The sequence below is a fragment of the Shewanella gelidii genome (assembly GCF_014647855.1).
Lineage (GTDB): Bacteria > Pseudomonadota > Gammaproteobacteria > Enterobacterales > Shewanellaceae > Shewanella > Shewanella gelidii.
This window is the reverse complement of record NZ_BMPZ01000011.1, coordinates 83,239-102,392: the sequence shown is the minus strand read 5'-3', so window position 1 is coordinate 102,392 and position 19,154 is coordinate 83,239. Positions and strand designations below refer to the sequence as shown.

At 45.2% G+C, this 19,154-nt stretch carries 9 protein-coding genes; 2 read left to right on the top strand and 7 right to left on the bottom strand.

Features of this window, described 5'->3' with window-relative positions; translation table 11 throughout:
- The first annotated feature begins 3 nt into the window (after window positions 1-3).
- Entirely contained in the window at window positions 4-2,595 is a 2,592-nt protein-coding gene (gene acnD / locus IEY18_RS15595; protein WP_188922525.1) for a Fe/S-dependent 2-methylisocitrate dehydratase AcnD, read from the top strand.
- A gap of 113 nt (window positions 2,596-2,708) precedes the next feature.
- Complete coding sequence (gene prpF / locus IEY18_RS15590) at window positions 2,709-3,887, top strand: 2-methylaconitate cis-trans isomerase PrpF (protein WP_188922523.1); 1,179 nt, start codon at window positions 2,709-2,711, stop codon at window positions 3,885-3,887.
- A 156-nt stretch (window positions 3,888-4,043) separates the two neighbouring features.
- Here the strand turns inward: prpF and IEY18_RS15585 are convergent, their stop codons facing one another.
- The 7 genes from IEY18_RS15585 to IEY18_RS15555 all read right to left on the bottom strand — a co-directional run bounded on the left by IEY18_RS15585 (window position 4,044) and on the right by IEY18_RS15555 (window position 19,123).
- The gene (locus IEY18_RS15585) at window positions 4,044-4,811 is read right to left on the bottom strand and encodes a substrate-binding periplasmic protein (protein ID WP_188922521.1); all 768 of its coding nucleotides are present in this window, start codon (window positions 4,809-4,811) and stop codon (window positions 4,044-4,046) included.
- Between the two features lie 488 nt (window positions 4,812-5,299).
- Entirely contained in the window at window positions 5,300-7,363 is a 2,064-nt protein-coding gene (gene recD / locus IEY18_RS15580; RefSeq protein WP_428848196.1) for an exodeoxyribonuclease V subunit alpha, read from the bottom strand.
- A gap of 86 nt (window positions 7,364-7,449) precedes the next feature.
- Entirely contained in the window at window positions 7,450-11,433 is a 3,984-nt protein-coding gene (locus tag IEY18_RS15575; RefSeq protein WP_188922519.1) for a UvrD-helicase domain-containing protein, read from the bottom strand.
- Entirely contained in the window at window positions 11,434-15,099 is a 3,666-nt protein-coding gene (recC, locus tag IEY18_RS15570; protein WP_188922517.1) for an exodeoxyribonuclease V subunit gamma, read from the bottom strand.
- Window positions 15,100-15,131: 32 nt separating this feature from the next.
- Window positions 15,132-17,177, bottom strand: a complete 2,046-nt coding sequence (locus IEY18_RS15565; protein ID WP_188922515.1) for a transglutaminase TgpA family protein — start codon at window positions 17,175-17,177, stop codon at window positions 15,132-15,134.
- The gene (locus IEY18_RS15560; RefSeq protein WP_229779979.1) at window positions 17,174-18,199 is read right to left on the bottom strand and encodes a DUF58 domain-containing protein; all 1,026 of its coding nucleotides are present in this window, start codon (window positions 18,197-18,199) and stop codon (window positions 17,174-17,176) included. Before IEY18_RS15560 ends, IEY18_RS15565 begins: the two co-directional genes overlap by 4 nt.
- A gap of 12 nt (window positions 18,200-18,211) precedes the next feature.
- The gene (locus IEY18_RS15555) at window positions 18,212-19,123 is read right to left on the bottom strand and encodes an AAA family ATPase (RefSeq protein WP_229779977.1); all 912 of its coding nucleotides are present in this window, start codon (window positions 19,121-19,123) and stop codon (window positions 18,212-18,214) included.
- Between the last annotated feature and the right edge of the window lie 31 nt (window positions 19,124-19,154).

Sequence of the window (19,154 nt, the reverse complement as noted above, 5' to 3'; positions counted from 1 at the left end):
ATTATGAACACTCAATACCGTAAACCCCTTGCGGATACTGGCCTAGACTTTTTTGATACACAAGCCGCAGTAGAAGCGATTGCACCTGGATCCTATGCGACCTTGCCTTATACGTCACGGGTACTTGCAGAGAACCTTGTGCGTCGCTGTAGCCCTGAAACGCTCACAGATTCTTTGAAACAAATTATTGAACGTAAGCGGGATTTAGATTTCCCTTGGTATCCAGCACGTGTTGTTTGCCATGACATTTTGGGTCAAACCGCGCTGGTTGATTTAGCCGGCTTGCGGGATGCCATCGCAGACAAGGGCGGTGATCCTTCTAAAGTGAACCCAGTGGTACCCACGCAGCTCATTGTTGACCATTCGCTAGCAGTTGAGCATGCGGGCTTTGATAAAGATGCATTTGATAAGAACAGAGCCATTGAAGACCGTCGCAATGAAGATCGATTTCATTTTATCAATTGGACGAAGAAAGCGTTCAAAAACGTTGATGTCATTCAACCTGGTAATGGCATTATGCACCAAATTAATTTGGAAAAAATGTCACCGGTTATTCAGTCACGTCAAGGGGTTGCCTTTCCTGACACTTTAGTCGGAACAGACAGTCATACACCTCACGTTGACGCGCTAGGGGTTATTGCGATTGGTGTTGGCGGGCTAGAAGCTGAGAACGTCATGTTAGGCCGCGCTTCGTATATGCGCCTTCCTGATATTATTGGTGTGGAATTAACCGGTAAGCGCCAGCCTGGCATTACAGCAACCGATATTGTTTTAGCAATTACCGAATTCTTACGTGCGCAAAAGGTTGTGTCTTCGTATCTGGAATTTTATGGTGAAGGCGCTGCGGATCTCACCTTAGGTGATCGCGCTACGATTTCAAACATGACTCCGGAGTTTGGTGCGTCTGCGGGAATGTTTTATATCGATCAGCAAACCATCGATTATCTGAAGCTAACCGGTCGAGAGCCTGAGCAAGTTAAACTTGTCGAAACCTATGCCAAACAAACGGGCTTGTGGGCTGATAGTTTAAAAGAAGCGGAGTATGAGCGTGTCCTGCGTTTTGATCTGTCTTCTGTGGTTCGAAATATTGCTGGTCCGTCGAATCCCCATCGTCGAGTGCCAACATCGGAGCTTGCGGAGCGAGGAATTTCTGGCACCGTTGAAAACGAAGAAGGCTTGATGCCAGATGGTGCTGTGATTATTGCGGCAATTACGAGTTGTACAAATACCAGTAACCCTCGCAATGTCGTGGCCGCGGGTCTACTTGCCCGTAAAGCGAATGCACTGGGTTTGACTCGTAAACCTTGGGTTAAATCTTCCTTTGCGCCGGGCTCAAAAGTTGCTCAGCTTTATCTGGAAGAGTCAGCCTTGCTTCCGGAGTTAGAACAGCTTGGATTCGGAATTGTTGGCTTTGCTTGTACAACATGTAACGGCATGAGTGGTGCGCTAGATCCTGTCATACAGCAAGAAGTGATTGATCGCGATCTGTATTCCACTGCGGTCTTATCCGGCAACCGTAATTTTGATGGTCGGATCCACCCCTATGCTAAACAAGCATTTTTGGCTTCGCCGCCACTTGTTGTCGCTTATGCGATAGCCGGTACTATCCGTTTTGATATTGAAAAGGATGTGCTGGGGCAAGATCAGCAAGGTAATGATATTCGCCTGAAAGACATCTGGCCAACCGACGAAGAAATCGATGCCATTGTTGCGAGTAGTGTGAAGCCAGAGCAGTTCCGCGAAATTTATACGCCAATGTTTGATGTCGCCGTTGAATATGGCAATGAAATCAGCCCGCTATATGAGTGGCGTCCGGAAAGTACCTATATTCGCAGACCACCGTATTGGGAAGGTGCATTAGCTGGTGCCAGAACGTTAAAAGGCATGCGACCATTAGCTGTCCTTGGTGACAATATTACGACCGACCATTTATCACCGTCGAACGCGATATTGGCCTCAAGTGCTGCGGGTGAATATTTAGCCCGAATGGGTTTACCCGAAGTGGATTTTAATTCGTACGCGACTCACCGTGGTGATCATTTAACTGCGCAACGTGCGACATTTGCTAATCCTAAATTGCTCAATGAGATGGTTCAGGAAAATGGTGAAGTTAAACAGGGATCTTTAGCGAGAATTGAACCGGAAGGCAAAGTAACACGCATGTGGGAAGCGATTGAAACCTACATGGATAGAAAACAGCCGCTTATCATTGTCGCTGGTGCCGATTATGGTCAGGGATCATCAAGAGATTGGGCTGCAAAGGGGGTTCGTCTTGCTGGGGTTGAAGCAATTGTCGCTGAAGGTTTTGAGCGCATCCATCGCACGAATCTCGTGGGTATGGGAGTATTGCCTTTAGAGTTTAAAAAGGGCGAGAGCCGCCAGACTTACGGTATCGATGGCACAGAAACCTTTGATGTCCTAGGCACGCCAACACCACGGGCAGAGCTAACGCTCGTAATTACGCGAACCAGTGGCGATGTATTGAATGTTCCTGTCACTTGCCGCCTCGATACGGCAGAAGAAGTGTCGGTCTATCAAGCTGGTGGTGTTTTGCAGCGTTTTGCTGAAGACTTTTTGGCGAATAATACTCAGTAAACCTGAGTTAGCGATTCACGAGGGGATGGCTAAGAACCTGTGAATCGTACATTTTTTCAGGGGGAGCATTTCATGTCTCCCCTTGTTTTTAGATTTAAAAAGGAATCGAAACAATGAGCTTTGTACCACAAGTAAAGATCCCTGCGACCTATATGCGTGGCGGTACGAGTAAGGGTGTTTTTTTTAGTTTGACCGATCTACCAGAAGCGGCACAGCAGCCGGGCGCCGCTAGAGATGCGCTGTTGCTTCGTGTGATTGGTAGTCCAGATCCCTATGGGAAACATACCGATGGGATGGGCGGCGCGACTTCAAGTACTAGCAAAACAGTGATTATTTCTAAAGCGACGGTCGCCGATCATGACGTAGATTATTTATTTGGCCAAGTTGCTATCGATAAGCCATTTATTGATTGGAGCGGTAATTGTGGCAACTTAACAGCTGCGGTTGGTGCTTTTGCCATTAGCAATGGCCTCGTTGAAGCGAGCCGACTACCTGAAAATGGCATCGCGAAGGTACGGATTTGGCAGGCTAACATCAACAAAACGATTGTTGCACAAATCCCTATGCGCAATGGTCAAGTTCAGGAAACCGGACTTTTTGAGTTGGATGGTGTGACATTTCCTGCCGCAGAAGTCGAAGTGGAGTTTATTGCGCCAGTGGATGGGAAAGAGGCGATGTTCCCAACGGGAAATCTTATTGATGAGTTAGAAGTCCCGGGTGTGGGATGCTTTAAAGCCACCATGATTAATGCTGGGATCCCTACAATCTTTGTCAACGCGGAATCAATCGGTTATCAGGGTACTGAATTGCAAGATGCGATTAACGGCGATGTGCAGGCGTTGCAGCGTTTCGAAACCATTCGCGCATATGGTGCGAAACATATGGGGTTGATCCAAGATATTCAAGAGGCGCAGACGCGGCAGCATACGCCGAAAATTGCTTTTGTTTCGCCGCCAAAATCCTATGAAAGCTCAAGTGGCAAAGAAGTCTCTGCTAACGATGTTGATCTACTCGTACGCGCATTGTCGATGGGGAAGCTCCACCATGCGATGATGGGCACTGCAGCCGTTGCTATTGGTACCGCAGCAGCAATTCCTGGTACATTAGTTAACTTAGCGGCTGGTGGCGGAGATAAACCAGCAGTGCGGTTTGGGCATCCTTCTGGCACGCTCAAGGTTGGCGCAGAAGCAAGCTTAAACAACAGTGAGTGGCAAGTCAGCAAAGTTGTGATGAGTCGTAGTGCTCGGGTATTGATGGAAGGTTGGGTACGCGTTCCTGGTGATTGTTTTTAGTCATGGATTATAAATAGGGCGTATATTACGGTGATGTCGTTAATGCGCGGTTTTAATCGTCGTAGATACATGTCTTCTTGAGTCGACGGCGAACCTAAAAATAGACAAAGCCAGCTACATAGCTGGCTTTTTATTGGTTACACACATCGATGGGGGTTAATGGCTAGGCCGCCTTACTGCTAACTGCTCTACTGATTTTAAAAATTCTTCAGCGAGTTGGGCAATTCGGCCATTTTGCTCCATTTCTTGCAATGCCGTATCGATTTGTGGCACCAGATCCTGATGTTTTTTATGAAGGTAGTGATAGAGCTTCACATCTGAAATGATGGGACTTACTGGATACACATTCTTTAAGCGCATTTGGCCAATGGTACGAGTTGCATCTGGCACATGCGCAACGATGACATCAACTCGGTCTGCATCTAACATCTTAAACATTGATTCGTTACTATTGATTTGTATAGCTTGCATGCCTTGCGTGCCGTTTAGCGCATATAAATGACCGCGATGAATGCCAATACGGTATGGCTTGAGACTGTTCCAATCTTCAAGATTTAGATTGGGATTTTTAGAATAGACCCGGCTAGACATTGAGCAGATCGATGTGGGTATGCGAATTAGGTTGGGGTATTTTTTTTCTGCATTAGCAATGCGCATCAGTTCACCGTCGACATCGCCGCCATTAGAAACCGATAAAGAACGTTTTGCAGGATAAAGGTTAATGCGTACGTTTACGTCAATTTTACTATAGGCTTCCGAAACAACTTGCCCGCAAAGTTCGGTAATACTTAAACCTTCAAGCGTAGAGAGTGTGAGGTGTTTCGCACTCGCTTGAGTTGGCGTTAGTGCGAATAGTGTGCATAACAATAATGCGCAACTCCGTCGGAGCATCTGCTGGATCAGGCCGCATTGTAAAGAGTCCATTCTTATCCTTGTCTATTCGAGGTATTCGAGAGCACCATGGTTATCCAATCATCAGAGCAATAAAGGCCTTCACCTAAGCTGATGTATTGGTGTCTATGTGTTGGAATCATCCTCAATACCTAATGACACATGTAAATATAAGCGTAGTCGATTAGGTACAGAACGTTTGCGAATTTAATCTTATTGTTTGTTTAAAAGCAATGGCGTTATACGCGGTTTATGAACTAAAGTTCATTTTTAAATAAAGACTAGGGTTAGTAACTAAGATTTTGATTTGACGATAAAAGTTGGGCAGCTTTACTCGAGCTGAAACAGTGAGCAAAATTGTGCTGTGATAGCGACAGTCTTTTGTTACTTCGCGGCTGCTGTGAAAGTTTTTGAATTCTTTGGCCTTTCTGTTAGTGGGTTACGGTCGCATTTGTGCTTAAACGTTTTGTTTTGGGTGATTTATTTTGATTGTGCGATGCGCGAGGTCGTGACAGATGGATTCAATCCATTGTTTCCCAAAGCCTTTGTGCTAACCCTGAAGCCCTTTGTGTTGCTCTAAGACTTGCTTTTTCAAAGACTTTAGCGCTTCCAAGGCAGCTAAATTTTAGTTTTGCACGTGTTATCGCCGTATAAATGAGTTCTTTCGTGAGTAATTGAGTCTGGCTGGGGCTGGGTTTTTCAGGCAATACTAGAGCAACATTGGCAAATTCACTGCCCTGACTCTTATGTACAGTCATTGCAAAACAAGTTTGATGGCTAGGTAGTCTCGCTGGTAGCACTTTTAGTATAGAGCCGTCTGCTTTGATAAAATGGGCCATTAAACGGTTTTGTTGAGTATTGTCATAGAGGATCAGTCCGATATCGCCATTGAATAGCTCTAGGTTGTAATCATTGTTTTGAATCATAATCGGCCGCCCTAAATAGAATTCACTATTGGGTTGGATAAGATTCTTGTCCGTGAGTGCTTGGCTAATGGCTTGGTTGATCCCATCGACACCAAATGGTCCTGCCCGCATTGCGCATAACACACGATAACGATTATAAGACTCGATAATCATCATTGGATCAGAGCCTTTTTGTTTCGCAAGATCTAAGTACAAGCCATAGTTATCGATGGCCTCATCGAGCAGTCTTGTAAGTCCGGTTGCTTTATTATGTTGCGTTAATGGTGCTAAAGAAGTTTGATCTGTGTGCTCTATCCAAAGTAACTCTTTGTAATTGTGTTGCCATACTTTTTGAATGGTAATGGCATCACTTTGGTTCACGGCCTTTGCAAGCTGACCAATGCCTTCATCATCTTCAAAGCGGTGACTCTTCAATAGCATCACTAGGCTGTCACCAATCCCTACGGACTCACATGCGTATTGCTGTAAATCATAATTGGTTAAACGATGAAGCTGCTCAATATTTGCTGATGAGTAGCGCATTTTCCATTGGTGAATATTCCTGCCCGCAACAGCATGCTTTAGCCCTTGGCAAATATCGGCTAACACTGCACCGGCTTCAACGGAAGCTAGCTGATCTTGATCGCCCAGTAGAATGACCTTTGCATGTTTCGGCAAAGCTGACAGCAGTTTAAACATCATGGGGAGATCTACCATCGAGGCTTCATCAACAATCAGCACATCTAAGCGCAAAGGGTTGTCTGGGTGATGACGAAACTGGGGCGAGTTTGGGATCACGCCTAACAACCTGTGTATCGTTGATGTTGTTTCTGGAATTTGCAATGCTGCTGCTTGTAATTGTTGTAATAAATGACTCTCTTGGATGTTGCTCAGCGCTGATTTTAGTCGTTGTTTGGACGCTTTTATCGACTCACTTAGTCTAGCAGCTGCTTTTCCCGTTGGTGCAACCAGTTTAATGAACGGAGCTTTTGACGTTTGATATTCGGTCGATGTTTGTTGCTGATATTCCAGCACAAGTAGGCACAGAAGCTTGGTGACGGTTGTGGTTTTTCCTGTTCCCGGCCCACCGGTAATGATTGCGAGCTGTTGTTGCAAGGCGGTTGCAACGGCTATTTTTTGCCAATCAAAATCTTCGACATTCGCTGGTTGTGCTCCTGTTGTGACTAACCCTTGTTCAGGAAATAACAGTGCCAAAGGCTGCTGGTCAATGCTGGACTGCTTTGCCAGCGTTTGATTGTTTTGTTCATTCAAATTTAAGCGCTTGAGTACTGCCGCGAGCTCGAACTCGTAGCAATAGTAACGATTGAGATATAGGCGGTTTTGCTCCAAGATCAAAGGTGTTTGGGGGATTGCTTCTGATTTGCCCGTAAGACCGACACCTTGGCTAATCGCTGCAAAACGAAGTAGCGCTGCGTGAAGCTGTTCTTTGCTGAGAGTGATGTAGCAGCTTGATTGACGTTCGTGAAGCGGGTTGCTGAAGTCAACGTGATCCAAAACTAGACATGTATGCTGAGTCGATAATTGTTGGCTGACGAGCACAGAAATCAAGAGAAACAGCGGAGAATCCTCTTGGTGAAGTGCAGCCATTTCAAGTGCAAAGTGTCGATCAAGCGGTGTGATTAGTTTTTCCTGTTGCCAGCGTTTAATGAGTTGTGTCATGGACTCTGGCGTATTGATTTTGACCTGAGGGCCACGATGCATTTGGTCGCTGGTTACTTGGTCTAATTGGTGTATATCCTGCTGCGTCATAGACCAAGCTCCAGTTGCGATGTGGTATTTTTCGGTTCGGATTGTGGTTGATCGTTCTTGTCATCATGATTCGCTTCGCTCGCACTGGGTATTAGCGAACATGTCCCTTGCTCAAAAAGTTCGTCTAATGCAAGGATTAAAGCCTGCGGCGGCTTGTCGAAGTAGATCCCGTTTTGAGGTGCTGATGCACTCATGCCTCGTAAGAATAAATAGTAACAGCCGCCAATATGCTTTTGGTAGTCATAGTTAGGGAGGCGTTGTCGTAAAAAACGGTGCATGGCAAGGGTGTAGAGTATGTATTGTAAATCATATCGATGACTACGAATTGCAAGATGTAAATCGTGTTGTTGATAACTCGCAAAACTATCGCCTAGATGATTAGATTTGTAATCGGCGATAAAGTACTGACCTTGATGGTAAAAACTTAAATCAATAAAACCTTTTAACATTCCTTGTAGTGACGAAAAGTCTAGATCATGGCTGTAACCAAACTGTGCCAGAAGTTGATTTAGACGCTCTGCATGCAGTGCTTTAACCGGTAGATAAAACTCCATTTCTACAAATTTATTGGATTCGGATAATGCTGCTAGCGATAGCGGTATGGCTTGCTTTTGATTGGATTTGTCGAGTGATATTTTGGGCTGAGACGCTAAATGTTGTGCGAGCGGAGTGGCTAAAATGTCAATATACCAAGCGTGCAAAACTTCTAGCCAAGATTGATCGACGCCGTATTTCAACATTGCATCGGGGAGGTGTCGAGATAGATCTGTTTCGGCCTCCTGAAAATCAATCAACTCTAATACTAAATGCATAAAACTACCCGCATTGGCACCTCGTTCAAAATTGAATCGATTGAGGTTATCCTCATCATCAAGGCCTGCATTCTCATGGTCTTGCTTAGGGGATCCACCAGTATGAGATGCGATCTCGGGTTGAGGTGTTGACGCGACAACTGAATTTGGAGAGTGATTTTCTGACACCGCATAGCTCTCGTCGTCAGCGCCAGGTTTTACTTTCTCGTGACCAAGGTTTTTGACGAGTCCTGAATAGCTCCCGACACGCCAGGGGGTATTGTGTTGACGTTGTAGCGTTTGGGGCTGACATGCTTCTTTCGATTCTTCTTGTTGTAATGATTCAAATGCAACCACATGAAAATTCGAGGGTTCAATTTGAGCAACGGACGTTGCTTGGCTTGCAAGCTTTTGCGCCATTAGATTTAACTCGGCATAGTCGCATTGTTTATCCTGTATTCCGAGCAAATAACCAATCGCAGTTTCACAAAGTTGACTAGAGATGCCTGCTTTTAGCTTTTTGGAATGGTTTGCTATGTACAGGTAACAGCGATACACAGGCCGCGTGAGTGCCACGTAAAGTAAGCGTAGATCTTCGGCAAGAATTTCTTGTTTCGCTTTAGCCCATCCATCATTGCTTTGCGCTACATCCCAGACCAGTGTTTCCTGCTCGTCTATCGTCTCATGATAAAGCATTGGTGTAGGCTTGCGTCGGCTATCGCGCGCTAAACTGATAAAAGGTACAAAGCAGATAGGATATTCGAGACCTTTACTCTTATGAATGGTCACGACTTGCACCAGATTTTGTTCGCTTTCTAATCGTAATTGTTGCTCATCTAAAGGCGAAGGTTTCAATAACGATTGTTCAAACCAGTTTAACAGGGCATTGATCCCATCCAGCTCTGTTGCTTTATTTTGGAGTAATTCACTTAAGTGGCGGAAGTCGGTTAAACGGCGTTCACCGGAGCCAGTGCTCTGTGTCATCATCAACGTATTGAGAACCGAGTTTTCATTGTTTGCGCTCGCATTCGAAGTTGGCGCTTGATTATTCTGGTGTTGGAGTAATAGTCGATTGATTAGCTGAGTTTGTTTTGCCAGTTGCATTAGTGCTGGCATAATGCCGCGGTTGAGCCACAACTGGTTTAAATAGTGAAACATCTCAAGGTATGTTTGGCGAGTTTCTTCATCAATGTTAAAACGCATTATTTCATGGGCTTGATAGCCAAGTAACTCAGTTGCCATCGCACTGCGTAGCGCCCGTTCATCCTTCGGCATTGCCATCGCTTTAAGGATTAATGCCAGTTCTTTTGCTTCCAATGTATTAAATACACTTTCTCGGCTCAGAAACACCGAGCCAATGTTGCGTTCAGAGAGTGCCTGACGGATGTAGCCAGCTTCATTTCTGTCTCTGACCAATACACAAATATCCCGGGCAAGGAGCTTAGTGCCGGATGCCGCAGAGCCATTGCTTTGCTGCTTTTGGATCTGACATTGGCCGCGTTCTGCCTGATTTAGTAGTGTTGCGATTTCATTGGCTGCATCAAAAGCAAGTTGTGCTCTAGCTGTTGATTTGTTGAGCCCCTTATCAGGATCTTCTGCAAGTAATCTTATTCGCATTGCCGACGGATCCGTTTTCGATGAGCAGTCGATTATCTGTTTATTTGAAAGCGCAGCCGCTTTCACTTCAACAAACGGAATTTGCTGGCTAATAAAAGGGTCGGTTTGTAGCGTAAAGACTTGATTGACGGCGTTAACCATCGCATTTGTTGAGCGATAATTGGTATCTAAACTGTAATGATCCCGTGTGTTTTGGCGAGCATGGATATAGGTATAAATATCAGCGCCTCGAAACGCGTAAATCGCTTGTTTTGGATCGCCAATCATCAATAAGCCGTGTTGTTCTGGTTTTGCTTGGCTATAGATTTGGTTGAAAATATTAAACTGATAGGGATCGGTATCTTGGAACTCATCGATTAATGCGACGGGAAAACGTTTTACAATTGACCTTGATAATTCTTTACTTGAATCATCTTCAAGGGCCCGGCAAAGCGTACTCAATAAATCATCTGGGGACAAAACATTGCGGCTGTGCTTCTGGGCACGGAACCGAGACCCAATCCCGTCTAATGCGCTCAACAAAAATGACGGACCGATTTGCCCAATTAAGTTGGCTAACTCTTGAATATGTGCCAATAAAGGGGCTTGTTGCGGAGTTGGCGTGACGCCGCCTTTGTTTAGCCTTAAATCGTCCAGCCGTAGATTGTCTAGTGCTTTTGTATCTGGTAGGCGCAAAGGGCCTGTGCACCAGTTATCGAGTTGGTCGAAAACGGCATCAAGCTTGGGGTAGTTATCTGCTTTCTTACCAAAGCGGCTGGCATTGAGAGGTAAGTCCTTAAGTCGTTCTAAGGTTGCGTCCCGCTCTCTTGGCCAGCGGATCCTGAGACGGCTCAAACATTGGTTGAGCTGATCGACAAGCTTTGAAAAGCTAACGGGCGAAACATTGGCTTTGGCTTGGCTGTTTCCGAGTAAAGGCCGCAGTTGTTGTACTAATTTGCTAGGCTCGCCGAACGCTTGCTGTACAATTTGTGCAACATAAAGTGGCTGTGAATAGCAGGCTTCTCGCCAAAAATCACGCACAGCATGATGCAAAAACTCACTATCATCTAAGGTGAATTCTGACTCAAACAGTAAGTTTGATTCGAATGCTAAATCACTTAACATGCGCTGGCAAAAACTGTGAATGGTAAAAATAGCGGCTTCGTCCAATGACTTAAGTGCTAAATCTAGTCGTCTTAGCGCCTGCATTCGTTCGGAATTGGGAACGAGGTTGTATAGATGTTCAATAAAAGGATCGGAAACAGTCAATCCCATGAATTTTTGATGGGCGAGGTTGATACGCTTGCGGATCCGATCTCTAAGTTCTTCAGTCGCCGCATTGGTAAAGGTAACCACTAAAATCTGCTCACAGCTGAGCGCTTGACCAAGTTCAGCAGGTTCAGGCGTTAAAGCCTTATCCTCTGTGCGCAGCGCTGCGTGCTCGTCAATACCAAGTAATAAGCGTAAATATAAACCTGAAATGGTGTAAGTTTTGCCTGTACCGGCGCTTGCCTCGATCAATCGTTTGCCATACAAAGGCATGGTCATAGGGTCTAAAATTCGCGCGGTGTGCTGGGGAGTGGGCTTGCTCATTTATTTTACTCCCTCAACGTAAGACTGTAGCTCTGCTAATTTACCCGTTTCATACGCACTCAATAATGGTTCTAGTAGCTGCTTTGCTAGCGTTCCGAAGCCGATTTCGGTGAAGTCATGTGGAAATTGATAAAGGCGTCGATTGTGGGGTTCCATTCCTTCGCCTAATTCATTTTGCTCATCTATCCAAACCTCTTTGATTTGAACTAATCGTTGTAGATGATCACCTTCGGCTTCTGCGTATGCAAGTGATGTCTTGGGGGCAAAATGTAAGGGCGTAATGAGACCTTGCTGATAGCCGTTAAACCAAGTTTGTAATTGATTTAGTGCATGAGTACTAGTTAAAGGCTTAAATGCATGGAAGTTGTGGATATCATTTAAGTAGCTTGTTTTTTCTAGACCCATTGCGTTCAATGCCAAATGGCGCAAATATTGGCGGACTAGGTCTCTTCCATTGGCTCTGCCGGGTCGATAGCTCACCATGCCTTTAGCGCAGACTTGATCGATCCGACCGGTGAGGGTTACCGGTAATTGATTGTTACTGGTCAAAGTTACTTCAACTTCTACTTCGCGAGTCGTTTCACCAATGAGATATAAGGTTCTATCGATTAGCGGGCTTATGTCTTTGAGATATTGCCCTAAAATCAAGTCGTCAAAGGGTTTTATTGGCAAACTACCCGAGGCTTTCAATTGTTCGATAACAGATGCTTCGGGTTTAAGTTGCCCATTGCGAATCGCTTCATCCAACAAACGGGATTGAACTTTATATCTTTGTAGAGGCTCAATCGTAAAAGGTTCATCGTTATCATCAACTTGAATGTCTAAAGACAAATCGATACTCAGGCAACGATTAAAGAAGTATTGTGCAGGGTTTCGATAGAATCGAATAAGAGATGCTAGCTCGAAATCTTGATTTGCAGCTGGTTGCGCAATTTCTGGGCGGGTTTCAACGCCGGTGTTGTTAGCTTCCTCTCCATTGTTGGCAGACGTTAACGCTCTGATTTCATCGGCTAGAATAAATTTTGTTCGCGGGCCTGCTTTCAAGCTTTGATGTGCGGACGAAGTTTGCTCTGGACACCACTGAGCTTCATAACTAAGTTGGACTGATAGTTGGGTGTCAGTTTCTGCTCGGGTAAATAGCCTTTTATCAAAAGGTTGCAGCGGCTGAGTTTGGATCATTTGCTCCGCGATGCATTGATCACTTAGAGCTAGCAAGCTTTGCATTGCTGAGATTTGATTGTGTACTTCAACGCTATTTGGGTTGTCTTTTTCTGAATCGCCGCTGTTCATGGTGCTCGACTTTTCTTCGCAACATGCTTGTTGCTTGTTGTCATTATCGGTCGATATTTGTTTGGCTTGTTCACATAACGCTTGCGGTATAAAGCTTAACTGGCAAAACTCGACCAATTCTGAAACGAGCATTGATGGAATTCGCTCGGCATTGTCTCGCTCACTATGGCCAATATAGCTTAGATACAATTGCTGCCGTGCAGAGAGCAGTGCTTCTAAAAATAAATAGCGATCGTCCAATCGTCTTGAGCGATCGCCTTTGCGTGGCCCTTGGTGAGCAATTAAGTCAAAACCGACAGGATGTTGAGTTCTTGGATATTCTCCGTCATTCATGCCCAGTAAGCACACAAGTTTAAATGGGATTGACCGCATCGGCATCAGGGTGCAGAAGTTGACGCTCCCAGCGAGATAATGTTGTCCCACTCGAGATTCAGTGAGTCGGCTGACAAACCATTGCTGGATCACTTGAATATTGAGGTGGGCATCTAAGCCCGCTTGTTCTAACTCATCTTTCAGTTTTGCGAGTGCATCGCGAATTTCTTGCAGCTGCTCACGCTCTTGATCATCGACGTCATAAAATGATTCTGTTAATTGTTCTAGTGCTTCGAGTCGTTCGGCCACTGGAATTTCTTGTGCGAGCGATAGCTTATGTTCGTCGAGAGCCTCTATGAAATTGAGTAGCTTACCGAGCGCTTGAGACGCGTGCCCCTCAATGCCTGAAACCGGAAGATAGTGATCGTAAAGTGATGAGCCATCGGTTAATGCATAACCAAGGAGCATGCGTCGTATACCGGTTGCCCATGAGTTTTCCGTAAATGCTGGCAGATCCAGTTCTTGACGATTTTGTCCATCTCTTCCCCAGCGAACACCGGCACGTTCTAGCCAAGCACGAATAAGTTGCAGTTCATCATCATCAAGTTCAAATCGCCTTAAGATAGCAGGAACTTCTAATAGCCCTAAGATTTCACTTAAAGCAAATCGGCTTTGATCGAGCGATAACAGGTGCAAAAAGCTATTGATCAGGGGGGATTCTTGCGCTGCACCTCGGTCTGCTATGGCATAGGGAATATAGTGTGCGCCTTCTTTTGCGGCAAATACAGCATCAATATATGGCGCATATTTAGCAACGTCTGGCAGCATCACAACGATGTCTTTTGCGAGAAGACTAGGATCTCGGCTAAATTGTGCCAACAAATGATCGTGAAGCGTTTCTATTTCACGTAGAGGGCTATGACACGACCGTAATGTAATCGAATCATCATCGTGGGCGAGTTGATGTTTACCATCGGTGGATTGGTAAAGCTTACCATCTGGCCCGAGAGACTCTCCCCGAGTTTGCAGCTGTAAAATATCGTTTTGAAGGTGAGTCAACAGGTTATGGGGCGTAACTTCTACAAACTGATCATGACTAAGGTTAATATTGTCTTCGGGCAGGGACAGCATTAAATCAAGTAGCTCACGACCCATTTTTCCGTTGCTTGCAAGGATGGGGTTGCCAACTTCAAGCTTACTTTCCCATGCTTCAGCTAATTGCTTTTTCCCTTGATAACTCAGTGCCAATTTAGCGCGCAATTTACTGTCAACGATATCACCCCAATAGTGCATACAAGGGCTAAGGCTAAGGATCATCACATCAATTCGTTGTGCTAAACCGTGCAAAACTTCTAGAGTTTGTGGAGCCATTGACGATATACCAAAGACAAATAACCGCTGAGGCAGCATGCTGATGTCGGTATCTGGATTTGCGAGCGCATCGAATAATGACTGGTGAAGGTTAGTCCGATGGTAGTGTCGATTTGTATCTGCTTGAGCCGAGGGTTGATACTTCGCATCGTTTAAAGGATTGGCATTGAAATCTATCAATGCGCGCCACAGTATCGGTTGCCAAGCTTGTTGCGAAGAAAGCGGGAAGGGTTCTTCATGAGATTCCCAGGCTAAAATCCAGTCAGGTCGATAGACGAGGTACTGATCATACACATCAGCAATTTTCCCGCACAGTTGAAAAAGCTTTAGTGGTGCTTCATCGTCTAAGTATTGTTTTAATGGTTCAAACTCTGCTTGCGTGAGCAAACTTGGGAGTAATTGCATTAACTTCCAAGTCATCAATGGTTTAGTAAATGCGTTCTCTTTTGGAACGTTAGGGAGCAGGTCATGGCAAAGTTGCCAGATAAAGCTTGAAGGCAGCGGAAACTCTATCCCAGCAGCAATTTTATTGTACTGCGCAATTTCAAGTCGCAGCCAAGTCGCCATGCCAGGGCTTTGGACCAATACTTGCTCATTCATAAAAATGGGCATGTCAGCAGCCGGCTTAGCGAGCTCGGCCGCAAGCTGCTCACTCAAGGATTCCATTTGGTTTGATTGGATCAAATAAAGCATGCTGTACCCACGAATGAAGCGAATGAGTTATTCTATGTGTTTGATTTATCGCTATCAACCGAGCGGAGCCTAAATATCGCAGTTCTAAGTTTACTTGCTTGCTTTCGGTACACATGCCAGCATTTTTGGGCGGCCGTTGACGGTAAGTTTTGATATTTAAGTGCTATATAGTTTTGTGTGAACCGCTCGAAGTCTGGTGCTAAATCTGGGGCCAATTTGTAAACCTGCTCTACAAAGTCATTCGGGCCAATGCCTTGGGGCTTATGTATTCCTTTTTTAGCTAAAGCATTGAGTATGCGAACATATAATCTGTTTATTGGTTCTTGGCGGCTGGGGAAATGAAATAGTCCAACGCTATAGCTGATTGCGATGCCCACCAGACTGAGGCTGACGAGCATTAGAGCGATCAGTTTGCTACTGTCCACTTTTCCGATTAGGTCCTGTAAAACTTGTTCTTGCTTGTCGTTGTCAAAGCCAAGAACCCAAACACTCCAATAATAATCAATACTAGAAAGGGTTAGCCTGAGCTCATTGAGTAAAGGGAATTGTTTCAGTTGCAAACCGCTAAATATCGAGTCTCTCAGGTAACTTTCTTCACCCTCGAAGATAGCGTCAAATCCTTCATTCACCCGCTCTGGTGCAATCATCCCTGTTGGATCGAGCCTAATCCAGCCTTGGCCTTTCAGCCATACTTCTACCCAGGCATGGGCCATATATTGATACACACTCACGTATCCTGCTTTAGGGTTGTACTCTCCGCCCTGGTAACCCGTTACCATTCTTGCAGGGATGCCTGAAGCTCTAGCAATAAAGACAAGTGAAGACGCATAGTGAGCACAATAACCTGCTTTGTTTGTAAACAAGAAATCATCGATTTGCTGAGGGCCCACTCGCGGTGGCTCTAGCGTGTAATAAAAAGGGTTGTCTCGAAAATAACGCATGAAAGCACTGAGACGATCGACAGGCGAAGGATACTTTTCTCGCATGTCTTGTGCGAACAGTTTTGCTTTTGGGTTGCTATCGTCTGGTAGAGATAAATTAATCTCTTTTATTCTTGGGTGTAATGACTTATCCATTGCTTGATTAGGCGCAGACTTGACTCGATATTGTACTTTTTGATCAACCGCACGAAGTGAATAAATACGGTAGTCCGGTAGATTGTATATATCGTCAGTTTGGCTAAAGGCTTGATCCAGACCGTAGAGCCAGTTTTGATGTGTGGGTTCGGCAATTACAGTGTAATTAATGGTTTTACCGACTGGGTTACCGCGATCTGGCTGCATAACAAAAGCATTTTTTTCGATATCTTTGATGATCTGGTTTCTATCCCATGTCGAGCCATCATATGTGTCTAGAATTAATGCCCGCCAATAAAGCTCTGCGTTCGTCGGAACATCTTCATCAAAGGTTGCACGAAACGCGAGTTTGTCTGAGCGGCTCAATCGTCCAATATCACCAAAGTTAAGCGTATCACTTAACCCAGTGACGGCGGACTTCATATCCGGTACAAGCCACAGAGGAGGGAGTCTTGGTAGGACCAAAAATAGGACCAGCGCCAACGGTAGGCTTTGAGCAACCATGGTAAATGCGAGTTTATAGGTAGATTTTAAGGTGACCTTTTCTTGGTAAAGGCTAACCAAAACACAGGTATTGATTCCACAAATCACAAGTAAGTGAATTGTATTCCATATGCTTTGATTATAAATGAAGGTTAGCGCAATTAAAAAGTAGCCAACCAAGACAATAGCTCTTACATCTCTGCGATTGGTGCATTCAATATATTTCAATGCATAACCAAGAATTAGCAGGTTCACTAGCGCACTTAAAGCGCCAATACTACTTGTCACTAAGGCGAGGGTACCTGCTGCACTGACAGCGAGTAGGGTGACCAAGTATCGCGGAGGTTTTGATACCCGTCCAAAGTAGATACCTATTCGCCAAATAAAGCAGATTGCACAGATACCGCCAGTCCATAGCGTTAACTTATCGTATAGTGGACTAATAATCGCAACATTGGTGATCAAAAGCCAAAGTAGAGTATTTCGAGAAATGATTTGTTCGATTTGATTTGAGATCATGATGGGGTCCCCCCATCAAATTTCGGTAGTAAAGAAAGCGCTTCTAAGCAGGCATGACGATGGCCCTCACCATGGCTTGGTTCGATGGTAATATTGTCAATTTTGAGACCAAACAGTTGGTTGGATTGGTGTAGCTTTTCTACTTGCCAAGTGAGTTCGCTTATTTTGGTCTCATAGTTGCGGCTTTGACTGGAGTCGAGAGTGAGCCATATGGGAGCCCCCAAGGGTTGTTGGAACTCTTTTGTCAGCATGCCTTTACCTTGGGCGAGTTGCTTCCAAGCGACTTGCTTGAGTGATTCTCCTTTGACGTATTCCTTTAGCCCTTGATATTCATCGATGCCGGCAACCTGTCGACCATGATGATTTTCTTGTTGGTTATTGGATTGCTGGGCGTTAAGGGCTATTTTCGACTCGACTGGTGTGGGGTAGACGATGAGTTCTGTCGCTAAGTCGACATAGGACCAAGCTCGACACAGGCCAAGGGGATAATAAGATTCAATTTTTAAGCGTCCGGGGTTCACGCGGCCACGGGGGGTTGAAGGGTAAGAGACAAGCACTTTAACCGGAGCCTGTTTGACTTGCGGAGCAATACTTTGATCAACTTCTCCCTGCGCAAAGGGATAGCTTAGCAGCACTTCATTTGCTCCTTTCTCGCTGGATAGGTGAGATGGGAATGATAAGGTGTCTCCGGCATAAACCTGCGCTGCAGGCATGGACTGTAACTTTAGACCGGCAAGGTTACGATAACTATATATGATACAAGTGTGTAGGATGCTGGCCAGTAGAATGCTTAAGCCAATAACCAAATTATTCTGGTAGTTGGTTCCAAACAAATAAAGGAGAATAACTAGCCCAAACCAAACCACACCAAACTTACTCGGTAAGATAAAAATACTGCGATGGCTTAACTGGATGTGCCGATTTGCGGGTAAGCGTTTATCCATCCATTTGAGCCAGCGAGCTCTGAATTGGGTATTGAGCCATAGGCGTTTGCGTTTTTTTGTGTTGTTTGCCTTTACCATGAACCCGCTCGCTTAACGGATAGGGTTAATGCGAGAAAGAATTTTATCTGACATGGTTTCTCCCTGGAGTTGGCTCGAATGTCGAATACGATGCTCGGCAACACTGGGAAAGACTGCTTGGACATCTTCTGGGACGATATATCTGCGGCCCTCCAAAAAAGCCCAGGCTTTGGCTGCATGGAGTAGCGCCTTCGTCGCCCGAGGTGATAACCCGTAGATTTCGGCTTGCTCTCGAGAATCGTTTACTAATGCCAATATGTATTGCAGTAAAGCATCTGAAGCAGAAATTTGTGCAACTTGTTCTTGGGCTTTGGTGAGTGTTACGAGATCAACACATTGAATCACAGATTGCAGATCGGTTCCTAATGGTTGGCCTCTTAACATGGCGAGTTCTGAGTCTGGGGTTGGATAACCTATCGAAACACGCATCATAAAGCGATCGAGTTGGGACTCCGGAAGTAGGAATGTGCCAGACTGATCGGTTGGGTTTTGGGTGGCAATGACAAAAAATGGTTTTGGTAATGCGTGGGTAATGCCATCAACGGTTATTTGTTGTTCTGCCATCGCTTCTAGCAGCGCACTTTGTGTTTTGGGGCTCGCTCGGTTGATTTCATCTGCTAGCACCATTTGTTTAAAGATTGGGCCAGGATGAAATACAAATTGTGATTGTTCTTTATTAAATATTGAGACCCCCAAAATATCTGCAGGCAACATATCGCTTGTGAATTGAATGCGCTGGTAACTCAAGCCTAAGCTTTGAGCGAGAGCATGGGATAAGCTAGTTTTCCCCATTCCTGGTAAATCTTCGATCAGCAGATGTCCCTTCGCGAGGATACAAGTCATGGCTAGGCGCACTTGTAGTGGTTTACCAAGTAGAACAGATTCTATTTGAGAGATGACTTGCTGGATTGCGGTTTGAGGCACGGGCTCACTCCTTGAACTGGGATGTATTTAC